15 protein-coding genes are annotated in these 18,263 nt (G+C 70.1%); 4 read left to right on the forward strand and 11 right to left on the reverse strand.

The window, feature by feature from the left end; all coding sequences use genetic code 11:
• Positions 1-282: 282 nt before the first annotated feature.
• Complete coding sequence (locus ORI60_RS34560) at positions 283-1,356, reverse strand: MBL fold metallo-hydrolase (protein ID WP_266042210.1); 1,074 nt, start codon at positions 1,354-1,356, stop codon at positions 283-285.
• A 129-nt stretch (positions 1,357-1,485) separates the two neighbouring features.
• Positions 1,486-4,863 carry a pyruvate carboxylase gene (locus tag ORI60_RS34565; protein WP_266042211.1) on the reverse strand — a complete coding sequence of 1,126 codons (3,378 nt, stop codon included), beginning with the start codon at positions 4,861-4,863 and terminating at the stop codon, positions 1,486-1,488.
• Between the two features lie 319 nt (positions 4,864-5,182).
• Between ORI60_RS34565 and ORI60_RS34570 the strand changes: the two genes are divergently transcribed.
• Positions 5,183-6,427 (forward strand): hypothetical protein, encoded by a 1,245-nt coding sequence (locus ORI60_RS34570; RefSeq protein WP_266042212.1) that lies wholly within the window; start codon positions 5,183-5,185, stop codon positions 6,425-6,427.
• 3 nt (positions 6,428-6,430) lie between these two features.
• Here ORI60_RS34570 and ORI60_RS34575 read toward each other — a convergent pair whose 3' ends face one another.
• From ORI60_RS34575 to ORI60_RS34585, 3 genes are all read right to left on the reverse strand, one after another.
• A complete protein-coding gene (locus ORI60_RS34575; protein WP_266042213.1) occupies positions 6,431-7,561 on the reverse strand; it encodes a hypothetical protein in 1,131 nt (376 codons plus the stop codon).
• A gap of 724 nt (positions 7,562-8,285) precedes the next feature.
• Complete coding sequence (gene recG, locus ORI60_RS34580) at positions 8,286-10,442, reverse strand: ATP-dependent DNA helicase RecG (RefSeq protein WP_266042214.1); 2,157 nt, start codon at positions 10,440-10,442, stop codon at positions 8,286-8,288.
• A 14-nt stretch (positions 10,443-10,456) separates the two neighbouring features.
• The gene (locus ORI60_RS34585; protein WP_266042215.1) at positions 10,457-12,067 is read right to left on the reverse strand and encodes a DAK2 domain-containing protein; all 1,611 of its coding nucleotides are present in this window, start codon (positions 12,065-12,067) and stop codon (positions 10,457-10,459) included.
• 148 nt (positions 12,068-12,215) lie between these two features.
• On the opposite strand from ORI60_RS34585, the gene rpmB reads away from it, so the two are divergent.
• Positions 12,216-12,407, forward strand: a complete 192-nt coding sequence (gene rpmB, locus ORI60_RS34590) for a 50S ribosomal protein L28 (protein ID WP_030467945.1) — start codon at positions 12,216-12,218, stop codon at positions 12,405-12,407.
• Positions 12,408-12,426: 19 nt separating this feature from the next.
• On the opposite strand, the gene ORI60_RS34595 is transcribed toward rpmB, so the two are convergent.
• From ORI60_RS34595 to ORI60_RS34615, 5 genes are read right to left on the reverse strand one after another with little or no spacing between them, the layout of a single operon-like run.
• Positions 12,427-13,644 (reverse strand): MFS transporter, encoded by a 1,218-nt coding sequence (locus ORI60_RS34595; protein ID WP_323055977.1) that lies wholly within the window; start codon positions 13,642-13,644, stop codon positions 12,427-12,429.
• Positions 13,629-14,303, reverse strand: coding sequence for a uracil-DNA glycosylase (locus ORI60_RS34600; RefSeq protein ID WP_266042216.1), 675 nt, complete (start codon positions 14,301-14,303; stop codon positions 13,629-13,631). Before ORI60_RS34600 ends, ORI60_RS34595 begins: the two co-directional genes overlap by 16 nt.
• A 20-nt stretch (positions 14,304-14,323) precedes the next feature.
• Complete coding sequence (locus ORI60_RS34605) at positions 14,324-14,845, reverse strand: gamma carbonic anhydrase family protein (RefSeq protein WP_266042217.1); 522 nt, start codon at positions 14,843-14,845, stop codon at positions 14,324-14,326.
• A 10-nt stretch (positions 14,846-14,855) separates the two neighbouring features.
• Entirely contained in the window at positions 14,856-15,266 is a 411-nt protein-coding gene (locus ORI60_RS34610) for a GNAT family N-acetyltransferase (protein ID WP_416234540.1), read from the reverse strand.
• Positions 15,267-15,321: 55 nt separating this feature from the next.
• Positions 15,322-16,290: a thiamine-phosphate kinase gene (locus ORI60_RS34615; RefSeq protein WP_266042219.1), complete on the reverse strand. Its 969-nt coding sequence runs from the start codon at positions 16,288-16,290 to the stop codon at positions 15,322-15,324.
• A 97-nt stretch (positions 16,291-16,387) separates the two neighbouring features.
• Between ORI60_RS34615 and ORI60_RS34620 the strand changes: the two genes are divergently transcribed.
• Together ORI60_RS34620 and ORI60_RS34625 are read left to right on the forward strand one after the other, a co-directional pair.
• A complete protein-coding gene (locus tag ORI60_RS34620; protein WP_030467939.1) occupies positions 16,388-16,621 on the forward strand; it encodes an Lrp/AsnC ligand binding domain-containing protein in 234 nt (77 codons plus the stop codon).
• A 19-nt stretch (positions 16,622-16,640) separates the two neighbouring features.
• Positions 16,641-17,204: a DUF3515 domain-containing protein gene (locus ORI60_RS34625; RefSeq protein ID WP_266042220.1), complete on the forward strand. Its 564-nt coding sequence runs from the start codon at positions 16,641-16,643 to the stop codon at positions 17,202-17,204.
• Here the strand turns inward: ORI60_RS34625 and ORI60_RS34630 are convergent.
• Positions 17,201-18,250: a D-alanine--D-alanine ligase family protein gene (locus ORI60_RS34630; protein ID WP_266042221.1), complete on the reverse strand. Its 1,050-nt coding sequence runs from the start codon at positions 18,248-18,250 to the stop codon at positions 17,201-17,203. The two genes, ORI60_RS34625 and ORI60_RS34630, sit on opposite strands and share 4 nt — an antisense overlap.
• Positions 18,251-18,263 lie beyond the last annotated feature (13 nt).

An 18,263-nucleotide genomic window follows, 5' to 3' on the forward strand; every position in this document is an offset into this window, starting at 1 on the left:
TGTCAACTCGACACGCTTTTCGTCGAGTTGACACCCCTGCCTACCTGTGGCCCGCTCTTGGTGCGGCTCGTGATGGGACCCCACCGCCAACGCGCCCAGCTACTCAACAGGCAGCCGCCCAACTCAACAGGCGTGCCATCACCCACGAGCGGCGCGGGCCCCCTGATCAGATTGCCGGGGGTCTGGGGGCAGCGCCCCCAGGGGAAGCACGCAACGCGACCACGCCGCCCGCAAGGCGACCACCCACAAGATCGCGTCCCGCCCCAACCGCCCAGAGCAAAGTCAGGCGAGCGCCTGCCACCACCCGTCAACCTCACCCGGCGAATCAACATCAACCCGCTCCCCGGGCCGAGGCACCGCAAGCGCCACCCCACCAGCCTTGGCCTCCCGCCAAATCCGGTCAATGGGCTCCCCCCAGGGATGGAACCCGAGGTTGAACGTCGCCCAATGCACCGGGATCAACAACCCACCACCAAGGTCGTCGAACGCCCGAACCCCTTCCTCAGGCGTCATGTGGATGTCCGGCCAGGCGTTGTCATACGCACCGACCTGCATCAACACAGCGTCAAAGGGCCCGTGCGCCGACCCGATCGCCTTGTACCCCTCGAAATACCCGGTGTCCCCGCTGTAGAACACCGACCGCTCACCGCGCTTGATCACCCAGGACGCCCACAAGGTGACGTTGCGCTGCACCGAACGCCCGGAGAAGTGCTGCGCGGCGGTGCAGGTGAGGGTGAAGCCGTCCACGGAGTGCGACTCGTCCCAGTCCAGCTCGACGATCCGAGCAGCGGGGACGTCCCACCGGGCCAGGTGCGCGCCGAGTCCCAGCGGCACGACGAACACAGCGGACGTGCTCGACGTCAACGCCTGCACGGTCTGCATGTCGAGGTGGTCGTAGTGGTCGTGCGAGATCACCACGGCGCTCACGGCGGGCAAATCAGACAACTGGTGCGGAACCGGGTGCAGTCGCTTGGGACCGACGCGCACGGAGGGTGAGACCCGGTCGCTCCACACAGGATCGATGAGGACCGCGGCGCCGTCGATCTCGATCAGCGCGGAGGCGTGGCCGTACCAGGTGATGTGCAGGCCCTCGGACACCGGCGCGGCGGGCGGCACTAGCGGGACCGCGACGGACGGCTTGCGGTCCTCGTTGCCGAAGATCAGGTCGCGGACGGAGAAGGAGTCGCGGTCGGGGACCGTGCGCACTTCCTTGTCGTTGTGGAACTTGCCGTCGCGATAGCGCGGCGAACGTGCCATCCGGGCCGGGTCTGGCTTGCCGCCCAACTGCTTCGGCACGTCCTTCAGCGCCCACGCCACCCCTGCCAGGCCGAGCAGGCCGGCCAACGCTTTCTTCATGATGCGTTTCCCTCTTCCCTGTCCCCGTGACCGGTGCAACGCAGGGAATCGTCGTGGAGTTCCGCACTCCCCGCACCACGAAGGGCCCGGCCTCGACGACGAGACCGGGCCCTTCGAGATCAGTGCGGACTACTCCAGGACGATCAGGAGATCGCCGCCTTCGACCTGCTGGGCGCCGCGCAACGCCAGGCGTCCGACGACACCGGCCTTCGGGGCGGTGATCGCGGCCTCCATCTTCATGGCCTCGATCGTCGCGACGGTCTGACCGGCGTCGACCTGGTCACCCTCGGCCACCGTGGCCGTCACCACGCCGGCGAACGGTGCCGCCACGTGGTTCGGGTTCGTGCGGTCGGCCTTCTCGGCGGCCGGGATGTCGGCGGCCACCGAGCGGTCGCGGACCTGGATCGGGCGCAGCTGGCCGTTCAGGGTCGCCATGACCGTGCGGATGCCTCGCGCGTCGGCCTCGGAGATCGCCTCCAGGCCGATCAGCAGCCGGACGCCCGGCTCCAGGTCGACGGAGTACTCCTCGCCCGGACGCAAGCCGTAGAAGAAGTCCTTGGAGCGCAACACCGACGTGTCACCGTAGGCGTCGCGGTGCGTGCGGAACTCCTTGGTGGGCCCGGGGAACAGCAGCCTGTTCAAGGTCGCCCGGCGGTCGTCGACGAGACCCGCCTCGTCCTCCGCGGAGAGCTCCTCGACCGGCTTCGGCGCGGGACGACCGGCCAGCGCCTTGCTGCGGAACGGCTCCGGCCAGCCACCGGGCGGGTCGCCCAGCTCGCCGTGCAGGAAGCCGATCACCGACGCCGGGATGTCGAACTTGCCGGGGTCCGCCTCGAAGTCCTTCGGGGAGACGCCCGCGCCCACGAGGTGCAGCGCGAGGTCGCCGACGACCTTGGACGACGGCGTCACCTTCACGAGGTGGCCGAGCATGCGGTCGGCGGCCGCGTACATCGACTCGATCTCCTCGAACTTCTCACCGAGGCCGAGCGCGACGGCCTGGGTGCGCAGGTTCGAGAGCTGACCACCGGGGATCTCGTGGTGGTAGACGCGGCCGGTCGGGCCGGGGATGCCGGACTCGAACGGCGCGTAGATCTTGCGCACCGACTCCCAGTACGGCTCCAGGTCGCAGACGTTCTGCAGGTCGAGGCCGGTGGAGCGCTCGGTGTGGTCGGTCAGCGCCACGATCGACGACAGCGGCGGCTGCGACGTCGTGCCCGCCATCGACGCGATCGCGCCGTCGATCGCGTCCACGCCCGCCTGGATCGCCGCGAGGTACGTCGCCAGCTGGCCGCCCGCCGTGTCGTGCGTGTGGAGGTGGACCGGGAGGTCGAACTCCTTGCGCAGCGCGGTGATCAGGCGCGACGCGGCCGGGGCCCGCAGGAGCCCGGCCATGTCCTTGACGCACAGCACGTGCGCGCCCGCGCCGACGATCTGCTCCGCCAGCTTGAGGTAGTAGTCCAGTGTGTACAGACGCTCGTCCGGGTCGGACAGGTCGCTCGTGTAGCACAGGGCGACCTCGGCGACCGCCGTCCCGGTCTCGCGCACGGCCTCGATCGCCGGGCGCATCTGCTCGACGTCGTTCAGCGCGTCGAAGATCCGGAAGATGTCGATGCCGGTGTTCGTCGCCTCCTGCACGAACGCCTTGGTGACCGCCTCGGGGTACGGCGTGTAGCCGACCGTGTTGCGGCCGCGCAGCAGCATCTGCAGGTTGATGTTCGGCACGGCCTCGCGCAGTGCGGCGAGCCGCTCCCACGGGTCCTCGGCGAGGAACCGCAGCGCCACGTCGTAGGTCGCGCCGCCCCAGCACTCCAGCGACAGCAGCTCGGGCGTCATGCGCGCGACGTGCGGCGCGACGGCGAGCAGGTCCTTGGTGCGCACTCGGGTCGCGAGCAGCGACTGGTGGGCGTCGCGGAACGTCGTGTCCGTGACGCCGACGGCCTTGCTCTCCCGCATCCACCGCGCGAAGCCCTCGGGTCCGAGCTCGACCAGCTTCTGCTTGGACCCGGCGAGCGGTTCCGCGTTGAGGTCGATGACCGGCAGCTTCTCGCGCGGGTCGACCGCGGTCGGGCGGGTGCCGTTCGGGTGGTTGACCGTGACGTCGGCGAGGTAGGTCAGCAGGCGCGTGCCGCGGTCCGCCGAGTGGCGGGCCGTCAGCAGGTGCGGGCGCTTCTCGATGAACGAGGTGGTGACGCGGCCCTCGTAGAAGTCCGGGTCGTCCAGCACGGCCTGGATGAACGGGATGTTCGTGGACACACCGCGGATGCGGAACTCCGCGATCGCGCGGCGCGCACGGGCGACGGCGAGGGAGAAGGTGCGGCCGCGGCAGGTGAGCTTCACGAGCATCGAGTCGAAGTGCGGGCTGATCGCCATGCCCGCGCCGGCCGTGCCGCCGTCGAGGCGGATGCCGGAACCACCCGGCGAGCGGTAGGCGCTGATCGTGCCGGTGTCCGGGCGGAAGCCGTTGGCCGGGTCCTCCGTGGTGATGCGGCACTGCAGCGCCGCGCCGCGCAGCTGGACGGTCTCCTGGGACAGGCCGAGGTCCTCCAGCGTCTCGCCGGACGCGATGCGCATCTGCGACTGCACCAGGTCGACGTCGGTCACCTCTTCCGTGACCGTGTGCTCGACCTGGATGCGCGGGTTCATCTCGATGAAGACGTAGTGGCCCTGCGGGTCGAGCAGGAACTCCACGGTGCCGGCGTTGCGGTAGCCGATGTGCCGCGCGAACTTCACCGCGTCGGCGCAGATGCGGTCGCGCAGCTCGGGCGCGAGGTTCGGCGCGGGCGCGATCTCGATGACCTTCTGGTGGCGCCGCTGCACGGAGCAGTCGCGCTCGAAGAGGTGGATCACGTTGCCCTGGCCGTCGGCGAGGATCTGCACCTCGATGTGGCGCGGTTCGACCACGGCCTGCTCGAGGAACACGGTCGGGTCGCCGAACGCCGACTCCGCCTCGCGCGACGCCGCCTCCAGCGCCTCGCGCAGCGCGGCCGGGTCGTCCACCTTGCGCATGCCGCGGCCACCACCACCGGCGACGGCCTTCACGAAGACGGGGAAGCGCATGGTCTTCGACGCTTCGAGCAGCTCGTCGATGTCCGAGGACGGGGCGCTCGACTCCAGCACCGGCAGCCCGGCCTCGCGGGCGGCGGCGATGGCGCGCGCCTTGTTGCCCGTCAGCTCGAGCACCTCGGCGACGGGGCCGATGAAGGTGAGACCTGCCTCACGGCACGCCATGGCGAGCTCGGGGTTCTCGGACAGGAAGCCGTACCCGGGGTAGATCGCGTCGGCGCCGGCCTTGCGGGCCGCCTTGATGATCTCCTCGACGGAGAGGTAGGCGCGGACGGGATGTCCGGGATCGCCGATCTCGTAGGACTCGTCCGCCTTCAAGCGGTGCAGCGAGTTTCGGTCCTCGTGAGGGAAGACGGCGACCGTTCCCGCGCCTAGTTCGTAGGCGGCGCGGAACGCGCGAATCGCGATCTCGCCGCGGTTGGCGACAAGAACCTTGCGGAACATCCGTGCCCTCCCGGTGTTACTCGGCAGTCATCAGTCGTGGCACGTTACCGTGCGACTCTTGCCTGTTGGGAGGACCGTCCCACGTGATGGGTGTCATCCTGATCGGTCTTGTTCACACGGATTCTCGCGTGGTGAGAGCAAAGTGGATACCCACCACCCGGTCAGACTGCGGCCGGTAGTGGGTTTAACCAGATCGAGTGACGATCTTCGCGACTATCTCGGTAGGGTGAGCCATATGGCCGGGGCTGATGGAGCCGGGCAGCCTACTGCCCGCACACCGCATTTCGACGTTGTCCTTCGTGGTTACAACCAGCGACAGGTGAACGAACGAGTCACCCGCTTGGAGTTCGACCTCAAGAACTCGAACCGCGCCCGCGACGCGGCCGCCGCGCAGGTGGGAGAGCTCACCAAGCTCCTGAACTCGATGCGCGCGGACCTCGACAAGACCAAGATCCAGCTCCAGAACCTCGCCAGCAGCCCCGTGAGCGCGTCGAACGTGACCGAGCGCGTGCGCGTGATGATGAGCCTGGCCGAGGAAGAGATCGCGGACATCCGCAAGGACGCCCTCGACAAGGCCGCCGCGACGCGGGGTGAGGCCGAGAAGTGGGCGGCCGGCCAGCGCGAGGCCCACCAGCGCCTGCTCGCCGAGACCGAGGCGCGCCGCAAGCAGCTCGAGATGAACTACCAGCAGCGCCACGCCGAGCTCGACCAGCAGACCGCCGGCCGCAGGTCCGAGCTGGAGGCGGAGCACGCGTCGTTGCAGGCGAAGCTCGCCGCCGAGCACGAGGCCCTGGTCGCCGAGGTGCGCGCGAACGGTGAGCACCTGGCCGCCGAGTTCGAGAAGAAGTCGGCCGACCTGGACACCCACCGCGCCGAACTGGACGCGAAGTACAAGGCGTACCACGACGAGCTGGACAAGGAGTACGACGGCCTCAAGGCGACGCTGACCGCGGAGCACCAGAAGCTGATGGCGGACGCGCGGGCCGAGGCCGAGCAGATCATCGCCGACGCCGAGGCCAAGCGGACCGCGGCGCTGCAGAAGCTCGAGACCGAGCTCCAGGCCAAGCAGGAGGAGGCCGCCAAGGTCCTCTCCGACCTCGAAGCCGAGACCGTCGCCCGCGCCGAGAAGACCACCGCCGACGCGTCCGCGAAGGCAGTCGCCCTGGTCAGTGCCGCGGAGGAGAAGGCGGCGGCGACCCTGCGCGAGTCCGAGGACAAGGCGGAGACCACGGTGCGCGAGGCCAACGAGAAGGCCGTCACGCTCGTCCGCGACGCCGAGGCCAAGACGTCCGCGCTGGTGCGTGAAGCCGAAGAGAAGACGGCAGCGGCCGTCGCCGAGGCGGACCAGCGCGCGGCCGCCGCGGCCGAGAAGGAGTCGTCGCTGCGTTCGGCGCACGACAACCTCGCGGCGCAGTTCCACGCCGCGCAGGCGGCGGTGGAGGCGGCGATGTCGGTGCTCAAGCCGCTGGAGGACGGCAACGGCGACGAGGAACCCGCGCCGCCGTCCGCGCCTTCCGGTGAGCAGAAGACCGAGCAGCTGCCGAAACCGCGGCAGAAGGACTGAGCCCTATCCGGGGAACGGCGGCAGGCTGCTCGTGGCCCAGCTCGTGTGGCAGCCGCCGTTCGCCGCGAAGTCGCTCGCGAACCCGATGAGCTCGTCGCCGTCGAGCGACGCGACCCCGCTGGGGTGGTAGTTCGGGCAGTTGTCCTCCCGCGCACCCGGCACCGGAACCGGCGCGGGAACCGCGTACCAGCCGTCCGAGCCGCCGTTCTCGGAGATGAAGACCGTCCTGCCGTTGCCGGGGTCGACCTTGCCGTCGGCGGACATCAGCATCTGTCCCATGAGGATCACACGGCCCCGTGACGTGCCGTTGGGCGCGAGAGTGATCGACGGCGTGTGCGCGAAGTACTTGCCGTCCGCCGTCGTCGGCCTGGTGCCGTACCATCTGGGGTCTCCCCAGTTCACGCCGTCGGGTGAGCCGCGGTGGTACGCCTCGCAGAAGTGCTGGTCCTCCTGCGAGCAGATCTCGTACATCATGTAGAAATCGCCGGTCGGCAGCCGCTTGACGTGCGGCATTCCCGGCCGCAGCCAGCCGGCCGACGGGGCCACGACCTTCTCCTTGCCCGACCAGATGACGCCGTCGGCCGACACCGACCGCCCGATGTACCGGCTGTGCTCCTCGTGCGTCTCGTCGGCGAAGTAGCAGTTCAGCCGCCCGCGGGCGTCCACGGACAGGTCCGGCTCCCAGAGCCCGCCGCCCGGCATCGCCCGCGCGCACTCGGACAGGTGCTGCCACGTCTCGCCGGCGTCGTCGCTGCGCCAGATCCGCGCCTTCAAGCCCTCGTGCCGCAACCCCACCGACCCCGCCCACAGCACCGTCCCGGCAGGCATCTCGCCGACCTGGTGCGGCAGCTCGTAGAGGTGACCGCAGCACGACGCGTGGGCGCTCACCTCGTCGGTGAAGGTGCCGACCTGCCGGAACCTCTTGGCGGCTCTGGTGGCGCGCAGGACGTTGACGACGTGGAACCCGTGCACCGCGACGAGGACCGACCCGCGGTGCTTCCCGTGCTCCAGCCGGATGGCGTGCGGGTAGCGGGACTCCACGCCGGTGAGCACGATCGGCCCGGCCAGGGCCGGGCTGGGACTGGTGAGAACGGCGAGGGCGGCTACCAGCGCGGTGATGATCAGGCGACGCACGCGTGGGAACGTACCCAGACGTTTGGGCAGATACGGTGGTGGGCACGCCCACACCTTCGGGTGACGTCGGTGGCGGGATGGGCGCGGACGTGGTCAGGCGTCCGCCGCGGCGCCGGTGGGCTGGCGGGGCGGCTGTGTCAGGTGGGCGGAGAGTGGCTGGCCGGGGGCATCGGCTACGCGGCAGCGGCCCGGCAGCGGCAGCGGCCCGGCAGCGGCCCGGCAGCGGCCCGGCAGCGGCAGCGGCCGTCTGGGAGCGAACCGTCAGCTGGCAACGCGGCAACTGAGCGGAGTGTGGTTGGCCGGTCGTCAGCCACACGAGCAGCGGCACAGCTAGGCGAGCACCAGCACGGCTGCGCGAGCAGTGCACGGCTGCGCGAGCAGCAGCACAGCTGCGCCAACAGCAGCGCCCTCCTGAGAAGCGAACCGCCAACTGGCAACGCAGCAGCTGAGCGGAGTGTGGCTGGCCGGTCGTCAGCCACACGAGCAGCGGCACAGCTAGGCGAGCACCAGCACAGCTGCGCGAACAGCGCACGGCTGGGCACACCGGCACGGCTGCGCCAACAGCGCACGGCTGCGCGAGCAGCGCCCTCCTGAGGAGCCAACCGTCAGCCGACGACGCGGCGGCCAAGCAGGCAACCGCAGACCACGCGCGTCAGCTCACCCCGCCCCACGCGCGTCCCTCAGCCCACCCGCTCCCATCGCGAAGCCCGCCGAGCAGGCCCGGCTACGTCTTCTCCAGGAACTCGGCGCGCTCCTCCGTCAGCAACGTCGCCACCATCCCCGCGAGGCCGGGGTGCTCCTCCAGGTCCGGGTCGGCGTCCACGACCTGCTGGGCGGCCGTGCGGGCGTCCGCGATGATGTCCTCGTCGCGCAGCAGGGACAGCATCTTCAGGCCCGAGCGGCGGCCCGACTGGGCGGCGCCGAGGATGTCGCCCTCGCGGCGCAGCTCGAGGTCGAGCTGGGCCAGTTCGAAGCCGTCCAGAGTGGACTCGACGGCGCGGAGGCGCTCCATCGTCGCGGTCATCTCCGGCATCTCGGTGACCAGCAGGCAGAGGCCCGGCGCGCTGCCGCGGCCCACCCGGCCGCGGAGCTGGTGGAGCTGGGAGACGCCGAAGCGGTCCGCGTCCATGATGGCCATGACGGTGGCGTTCGGGACGTTGACGCCCACCTCGATGACCGTGGTGGCCACCAGGACGTGGACCTCGTTGGCCGAGAAGGCCCGCATCACGGCGTCCTTCTCGTCCGGGGGCATGCGGCCGTGCAGGATCTCGATCCGCAGGCCGCGCAACGGGCCCGCCGCGAGCATGGTCGCCACGTCGATCACGGACAGGGCCGGGCGCTTGTCCTCGTCCTCGGACTTGGCCGGTTCCTCGTCGCCGATGCGCGGGCAGACGAAGTACGCCTGGTGGCCCTTCGCCACCTCCTCGCGCACGCGGGCGAACGCCCGGTCGAGCCAGGCGGGCTTCTCGCGGACGGGCACCACCGAGGTCTTGATCGGCGAACGGCCTCCCGGCAGCTCGCGCAGGGCCGAGACCTCCAGGTCGCCGTAGACCGTCATGGCCACCGTGCGCGGGATCGGGGTCGCGGTCATGACGAGCACGTGGGGGTTCTCGCGCTCGCCGCGCGCCGAGAGAGCCGCTCGTTGCTCGACGCCGAAGCGGTGCTGCTCGTCGACCACGACGAGACCCAGGGAGTGGAACTCCACCTTCTCCTGGATGATCGCGTGCGTGCCGACGACGATGCCCGCCTCGCCGGTCACGATGTCGAGCAACGCCTGACGGCGCTGGGCCGTGTTCATCGACCCCGTCAGCAGCGTCACGCGGGTCGCGTCCTCCGCACCGCCCAGCTGGCCCGCCTGGGCGAGGTCGCCGAGCATCTCGGTCAACGAGCGAGCGTGTTGTGCCGCAAGGACTTCCGTGGGCGCGAGCATCGCCGCCTGACGGCCCGCGTCGACGGCCTGGAGCATGGCCCGCAACGCGACCATCGTCTTACCGCTACCGACCTCGCCCTGCAGCAACCGGTTCATCGGCACGGTCGACTCCAGGTCGGACGCGACCTGCTCGCCGACCTCCACCTGGCCCGCCGTCAGCGTGAACGGCAGCCGGGCGTCGAACGCGTCGAGGATCCCGCCTGACCGGCGCGCACAGGCGGGCGCCGGGCGGGCGGTGGAGGCCTTGCGGCGCTGGGCGAGGGCCAGCTGCACGGCCAGCGCCTCGTCCCACTTCAGGCGTTGCTGCGCCACCGCGATCTGCGCCCAGCTCTCCGGCCGGTGGATCGCCCGCAGCGCGTCCTCCAGGCCGATCAGGCCCTGCTCCTCGCGGAAGTCTGCGGGCAACGGGTCCTCCGGCACGCCGTCCCAGATCTCCAGGAGCTGCTTCACGCAGTTCGCGATGTTCCACGTGTTGATGTGCTGCGACGCCGGGTAGACGGGCAGGAACGCCTGCAGGAACGACGACCCGTCCTGCTCCGCGGTGAGGACCTCGAACGCCGGGTGCACCAGCTGCAGGTTCTGCCGGTAGCGGCCGACCTTGCCGGCGAACAGGGCGCGCGTGCCCGGCAGCAGCTCCTGCTCGGCGGCGAACGCCGGCTTGCCGAAGAACACGAGGTGCAGCTCGGAGGTGCCGTCGGTGATCACGGCCTCCGTCATCTGGCCGCGACGCGCCTTCATCTGGCGCTTCTGGCACTTGCGGACCTCGGCCTGCACGGTGACGTGCTCGTCGATTTCCAGCGACCTGATGTCGGTCAGCTTCCCGCGCTCGTCGTACCGGCGCGGGTAGTGGCGCAGCAGGTCACCGACCGTCGTGAGGCCGAGGCCGGTCTCCAGTGCGTCGGCGGACTTCTTGCCGAGCAACGGCTGCAGCTTGTCGTCGAAGGAGATCATCGCGCCCCATTGAACTACTCGACACCGACAAAAATCACCGCGTCCGGCTGTCCGCCCGGATACGCCGTCACCTCGACCTCCGGATGGGTGACCCGCACGTGGTCCTCCAGCACGTCGGCCAGGCCTTCGGGCGCGTCCGCGCCCAGGATCACCGTCACGAGCTCGCCGCCGCCCGCCAGCATGCGGTCGACCAGCCGGCAGGCCAGGTCCATCAACGACTCCGGCGCCGCGGGGCCCGGTTCGATCAGCACGACCTCGCCGTCCAGCATGCCCAGCAGGTCGCCCGGCTGGCAGCGGCCCACCCACGTGAGGGCCTCGTCGGCGGCGATCGAGAGTTCGCCTCGACGCGTGGCGGCGGCGGCCTCGGCCATCGCGACAACGTCGTCACCCGCGCGCCTGGAAGAGTCGTGCACCGCCAACGCCGCGAGAGCCTGCACGGGCGAGAACGTCGGCACCACCACCACGTCCTGCCCTGCGGCCTGTGCGTACGCCACGGCCTCGTCCAACGCCTCGCGGAGGTCTGGATCACCCGGCAGCACTGCGACGTGACGCGCGCGCGTGGACACGATGGCCGACAACAGGTCTGTGGGCGTCGCAGAAGAAGAAGCGAGGTCGAACACCGTGGCGCCCTCCGCGCGGAACAGGTCCACGGCGCCGCTCACCACCACCACGATGGCCCGGTCGCGCACGAACCGCGAAGCCTGCGCGGCGATCTGGTCGGCGAACCGCGCCACGGTGATGCGGTGCGGACGCCCGGCGCGCACACCGGCCTCGACGGCCGCGCCGATGTCGTTGCAGTGCACGTGCACGGTCCACAGCGAGACGCCGTCGCCCACCACCGACACGCAGTCGCCCAGCCCGTTCAACGTGGTGCGCAGCTCGGCGACCGACTCCTCCGAGGTGCCGTCGAGCAGGTACATGACCTCGTACTCGAACTCCGACGACCCGCTTTCGCGCTCGGTCGTCAGCGATTCCGGGGTGCGCGGCAGCAAGGGAGCGTCTACCGGTGTTTCCACGGTCTGGCCGGTGATCACCGCGGCCAGTGTGTCCAACAACACAACGAGCCCTCGCCCGCCCGCGTCGACCACACCCGCTTTGGCCAGTACAGCGAGCTGACGGGGTGTGTCGGCCAGTGCGACGGCACCCGCGCGCGACGCCGCCATCACCACGTCGTCCAGGTCGTCCGACTCGCAGTCACGGGCCGCCTCGGACGCCGCGTGCAGCACCGACAGAACAGTGCCGGCCACGGGCTTGGACACGGCGGCGGTGGCCAGCTCATCGGCCCGATGCAGGCCCTTGCGCAGGGCGGTGCCGGTGACCAGCGACACCTCCTGCACGGTCTCCGCCAGGCCCCTGAGCACCTGGGACAGGATCACGCCGGAGTTCCCGCGCGCCCCGGCCAGCGCGCCGCGGGCGAGCGCCGACAGCGCCTCCCCCACCGTCGACATGGGCGAGCGCAGCAGCGCGTCGAGCGCCGACTGCATCGTGTGCAGCAGGTTCGTGCCTGTGTCACCATCCGGGACGGGGAAGACGTTGATCTGGTCGATCGACTCCCGATTGGCGTCCAACGACCGCACGCAGGCGTCTGCCCATCTGCGCACCGCGACCGCATCCATGACCTGCATGGCGGCGAGAGTATCCACCCGGTTTGGTCGCGGGTGAGCCCACCGGCTACCCTCATTGAGTTGCCGTGCCCGGTTGAGGCTTGTGCACGCTTGCGCGCCCACCGGGACGCGAGACTTACCGCTTGAGGAACCTGAAGGAGTGGCTGACGTGGCTGCCGTGTGCGACGTCTGTGGCAAGGGGCCGGGCTTCGGCCATTCGGTTTCGCACTCCCAGCGGAAGACGAACCGCCGCTGGAACCCGAACATCCAGTCTGTGCGCGCGAAGGTCTCGGCCTCGCAGCGCCAGCGGATCAACGTGTGCACGTCTTGCCTGAAGGCCGGCAAGGTCGTGCGCGGCTGATCACCGCCACAGATCGTTTTCAGTTCGAGGGGAGCCCGGCGCAAGCCGGGCTCTTTTCGCTTTTCAGGGCACGGCGCACGAACACCAGGCAGGCGACACCGCTGAGCAACGCGCCGGTGCCGCCGAGCGCGAAGACCGCTCGCGGCCCGATGACCAGCAACAACCCGCCCGCGGCAGCCGTCCCGACCAGGTTCGCGCCGATCACCATCGACCCGACGGCGGCGAACGCCCTCCCGCGCATCTCCTCGGGCGTGCGCAACCGCACGACGGCGTTCAAGGCGACGTTGTGCACGCCGTTCGACACACCACCGATGAGCCAGCCGATCCCCGCCGCCACGAGGAACGGGAACGTGGCCGGGATCAGCACCCCGACGCCCGTGGTGACGGCGCCGACCGCGATCGCGTGCACCACTCCGGACACGGTCTCGAGTCGCGCGGCGATCCTGTTGCCGACCAGGATCCCGGTCATCCAGCAGGCCTGCATCGCGCCCAGCACGAACTCGTCGCCCTGAAGCACGTACCGCACGAACGCGGGGTCGGCGACGTTGACCACCACCACCGCGCCGACGCAGAACGACAAGCCGATGACCGCCGTGAACAGCACGGGGTCCCGCCGCACGTGCCGGATGCCCGCGAGCGCACGGGGACGAGCCTCGTGCGCGCCCGAGGGCCGGCGTTCCGATCGCACGAACGCGAGCAGCGCCGCGTAGGCGAGGAACGTGCAGCCGTCGATGAGCAACGCGGCCGGGTGGCCGAAGATCCCGGCGAGCAACGCGCCCCCGGTGACACCCGCCATGCTGCCGAGACTGCGCCCCGTGCTGAGCCACGCGTAACCACGAGTCGCGTGCTCCTCGCCGGCGATGTGCGGGACCAGGGCGGAGATGCAGGGCTGGGCGACCGCGCGGCCACAGCCTGAGAGCAGCACCAGCGCCACCACGAACACGGGCTGCCCCATCAGCGGCGCGATGGCCGAGATGGCGACGCCCTGGAACACCAGCGCGGTGATCAGCAGGCGGCGGTTGGGAAAGCGGTCGACGAGCACACCGGCGAGCGGGGCGCCGAGCACGAACGGGAGCAGCTCGGCGAAGAGGATGGCGGCGACCAGCAACGGGCTGATCGGCGTCGCCCAGAAGACGAGCACGAGCAACGACAACGCGTTGCCGAACTCGCTGACGGCCGCACCCGCGGCCGTCAGCGTCAGGTCACGTCTTGCACGGACAGCTACGGGAGCTTCCAGTCGATCGGGTCGGCGCCCTGCTTCTCGAGCAGTTCGTTGGCGCGGCTGAACGGCTTCGACCCGAAGAACCCGGCGTGTGCGGAGAGCGGCGACGGGTGCGCGGACTCGATGGCGGGCAACGGTTCCAGCAACGGGCGCAGGTTACGCGCGTTGCGGCCCCACAGGATGGAGACCAGGGGTGCGTCACGTGCGGCGAGCGCCTTGATCGCCTGCTCCGTCACCTTCTCCCAGCCCTTGCCCTGGTGGGAGTTGGCCTTGCCGGGCTGCACGGTCAGCGCCCTGTTGAGCAGCAGGACACCGCGCTCGGACCACGGGGTCAGGTCGCCGTTGGACGGCAACGGGTAGCCGAGGTCCTCGGCGTACTCCTTGTAGATGTTGATGAGCGACTTGGGGATGGGCCGCACGTCGGGAGCCACCGAGAACGACAGGCCGACCGCGTGGCCGGGCGTCGGGTACGGGTCCTGGCCGACGATCAGCACCTTCACCTGGTGGAACGGCTGCTGGAAAGCACGCAGCACGTTCTCGCCCGCGGGGAGGTAGGTCCGGCCGGCGGCGACCTCCTCGCGCAGGAACTCACCCATGGCGGCGATCTGGTCAGCGACGGGGGCGAGAGCTTCAGCCCAACCGGCTTCGACAACTTCGTTGAGGGGACGAGCCACGGCTGTGAACCCTATCTCACTCAATCGAGCCGACGGAGCTTCTCCCGGTACAACGCGATGTTCTGCACGTACTTCTCGACGATGAACGCCCAGGCCTGTTCCGGCACAACGTGTCCGGCGCGTTCGCGGGCGGGAACTCCCAGCACCATCGTGCGTTCGCGGACGTGGCCGTCGAACGAGACCACCGCGCCGGCGCCGACGATCGCGCCCTTCTCGACGATGGAACCGTTGAGCACCACCGAACCCGAGGCGATCAGGCAGTCGTCGGCGACGGTCGCGCCCTCGATGTGCACGTTGTGGCCGATGACGCACGATGATCCGATGTGCACCGGGTGGACCTCGGTGCAGTGGATGACCGTGCCGTCCTGGATCGACGTGCGCTCGTCCACGACGATGCGCCCGTAGTCGCCGCGCAGCACGGCCTGTGGCCACACCGAGGAGTGCGCGCCGATGCGCACGTCGCCGATCACCGTCGCATCCGGGTGCACGTACGCCTCCGGGTGGATCTGCGGCGTGTAGTCCCCCAGCGCATAGATGGCCATGCGCCCGAACCTACAACGGCTTCCCGAAGCAGCGGCTCTCCGGGTGGTCGCGGTACACGCCGAAGTTGTCGATCCGCTCGTACCCGCTGGACGTGTACAGGGCGATCGCCTCGGGCTGGCGCAGCCCGGTCTCCAGCACCATGCGCCGCAGGCCCGCCTCGCGCGCGGTGGCTTCCAGGTTGGCGAGCACGAGCCGGGAGAGGCCTTTGCCCCGTGCGGAGTCGACGACGTACATCCGCTTGATCTCGGCGGCGCCCTCCAGCTCGTCGTTCACGCGCCAGCCGCCGCAGGCGACGGGCACGTCGTCCAGGTACCCGATGACGAAGTAGCCGAGCGGCGCGGCGAACTGCGCCGGGTCGACCGGCGTGACGTCGACGTCGCCGTAGCGCTCGACGTAGACCTGCTGGAGGTCGGCGATCATCTTGACCGAGTCCGGATGGTCATACGCGCGCGTGCATAGTTCCACGGATTGAATTCTACGCGCGCCAGTGCTCCCAGCCAGGAGGTTTTTCGTAGTTCCTGCCGTCGACCGTCACACCTCCGCCTGCCCGGACCGTGCCGATGGTCGTCCAGCCGGGCGGCACCGCCTTCGGACCGGGGAACGTCGCCGCGAGGGCGTGGTCCTCACCTCCGGTCAGCGCCCAGTGCCGCGCGTCCCCGCCGAGCGCCGACGCGACGTCGAGCAGGCGCGGGTGCAACGGCAGCAACTCTGTGCGGATGTCGATCGCCACGCCTGAGGAGTCCGCGATGTGACTCAGGTCCTGCAGCAGTCCGTCCGAGACGTCGATCATCGCCGTGGCGCCGGCCTCGGCGGCCCTGGGCCCCTCCTCGTACGGCGGCTCCGGGGTGCGCTGGGCGTTCACGATGCCGACCGGGGAACGGAACCCGCGGCCGAGCACGGCGAGCCCCGCGGCGGCCCAGCCGAGCCGTCCGGTGACCGCCACGACGTCGCCCACGAGCGCTCCGGACCTCGTGATCGGCTCGAGTCCGTTCATGTCGCCCATGGCGGTGATCGAGATCACGAGCGTGGCGGAGCTGACCATGTCGCCTCCGACGATGCCCGCCCCGGCCTTCGCCGCCTCCTCCCACAGCCCCGCCATGATCCCCTCGACGACCGACGCGGGCGTGTCCGCGGGACAGGCGAAACCGACGAGCAGGGCGGACGGCAGCGCTCCCATCGCGACGACGTCGGCGAGGTTCACGGCGGCCGCTTTTCGGCCCACCTGCTCGGGACTGGACCAGTCGAGTCTGAAGTGGACACCCTCTACGAGGACGTCCATCGAGGCCACGACCCGTCCGTCCGGGACGGCGACGACGGCAGCGTCGTCACCCGGACCGAGGATGGTCGTCTCCGGCTGCGCCCGACCGGTCGTCACCCGGTGGATGAGGTTGAACTCACCCACATCGGCGACCGTCTCCGCGTCGCGCGGCGGCTCCGGACGCAAAGTTGCCTCCCAATCTGAGCATTCGGAACCCCAACTGGGGTACGTTGCGTGACACGTTCCTACCTCGACCCAACCTGTCGCGACGAAGGGGCACGCCGTGGTGCATGCATACATCCTCATCCAGACCGAGGTCGGCAAGGCCGCCGCAGTCGCCTCCGAGATCTCCGGGATCGCCGGGGTAGCCACCGCAGAAGACGTCACCGGTCCTTACGACGTCATCGTGCGCGCCGAAGCGGAGACCGTCGACCAGCTCGGCCAGCTCGTGGTCGCGCGCATCCAGAACGTCGAAGGCATCACCCGGACGTTGACCTGCCCGGTGGTGCATCTCTAGCCCGTGTTGTCATAACCGGGTGACTCAGCAGGAATCCACGTCGGCGCTGTCCCGGCCGCTGCTCGCGGCGGTCGGGCTCGCTGTTCTGCTCGCCATCGGTGTCGCCGGGCTCGGTCTAGTGCTGGGCACGGGAAACCAGACTGAGGACGTGCCCGGTCGCACGGGCCCCTTGGCGCTGGTCTCGATCGACGCTCCGTCGGCGGGCAGCCCGGAATGCGCTTCCCTGGTCGAGAAGCTGCCGGTGGGGCTGCCGTCCGGGAAGGACATGCTGTCGCGCCGGGAGATCGCCTCGCCCGCTCCGCCCGCCACGGTGGCGTGGGGTGACGCCAAACACGATCCGGTGGTGCTGCGCTGCGGCCTGCCGCGGCCGAACGAGCTGTCGGCGACCTCACAGCTGCGGGTGATCTCCGACGTGCAGTGGCTGGAGCTGCCCGGCTCGGACAGCTCCACCTGGGTGATCGTGGACCGCGGGGTGTACGTGGCGCTGACGGTGCCCGCCGACGCGGGCACCGGACCGTTGCAGGACATCTCCACCACCGTGCGCGACCTCCTGCCGAAGCAGCCGGTCAAGACCGCCCCTTAACGGAGACCGCTGCCTCGGGCGATCGCCGTCTCGATCAACGTGGTCAGCAGCGTCGTGAAGTCGATGCCCGTCGCCTCCCACGCCTTGGGGTACATGGAGATCGGCGTGAAGCCGGGCATGGTGTTGAGCTCGTTGACGATCAGCTCGTTCTGCTCGGTGAGGAAGAAGTCCACCCTGGACAGACCCTGGCAGTCGAGCGCCTTGAACGCGGTGACGGCCAGCTCGCGCAGCTGCGCGGTGATGTCGTCGTCGAGCTTCGCCGGGATGTCGGCCTCGTAGGAGTCGTTGACGTACTTGGCGTCGAAGTCGTACCAGTCGGCGCCGTCACCGACCGGGCGCAGCTCGGCGGGCAGCGAGGCCTCGATCCGGCCGTCCGGGAACTCCAGCACCGCGAGCTCGATCTCGCGGGGGTTCACCACGGCGGCCTCGACGATGACCTTGGGGTCGTGCTGGCGGGCCTGGAAGATCGCGGCGTCGAGGTCGTCCCAGTCGCTCACCTTGGAGATGCCGACGGACGACCCCGCGCGGGACGGCTTCACGAACACCGGCAGGCCGAGGTGCTCGCGCTCGTCGAGCGTCAGGGTCGTGGCGGCGCGGTCGAGGGCGACGAACTTGCCGACGTTGATGCCCTCGGCCTGGAGGATCTTCTTGGCGAAGACCTTGTCCATGACGGCGGCGCTCGCGAACACACCGGGCCCGACGTAGGGAAGGCCGCCGAGTTCGAGCAGGCCCTGGATCGTGCCGTCCTCACCCCACGCGCCGTGCAGCAGCGGGAAGACGACGTCGACGTCCTTGAGGGCGTGGCCGGGCTCGATCGCGACCACGGTCTGGTTGCGCAGCGTCGGGAGGTTGCCGGCGCCCGGCTCCAGCGCGTTCGGGTCCGTGCCGAGTGCCCACTGCCCCTGCGGCGTGATGCCGATCGGCACCACCTCGAACCGGTCCGCGTCCAGGTGCGGCAGGACGCTCTTGGCGGACTGGCAGGAGACCTCGTGCTCGGAGCTGCGGCCACCGAAGACCACGGCCACCCTTGTCTTGCGCTGCGTCATGCGGGCGACCCTA

The organism is Lentzea sp. NEAU-D7 (assembly GCF_026242055.1).
Taxonomy (GTDB): Bacteria; Actinomycetota; Actinomycetes; order Mycobacteriales; family Pseudonocardiaceae; genus Lentzea.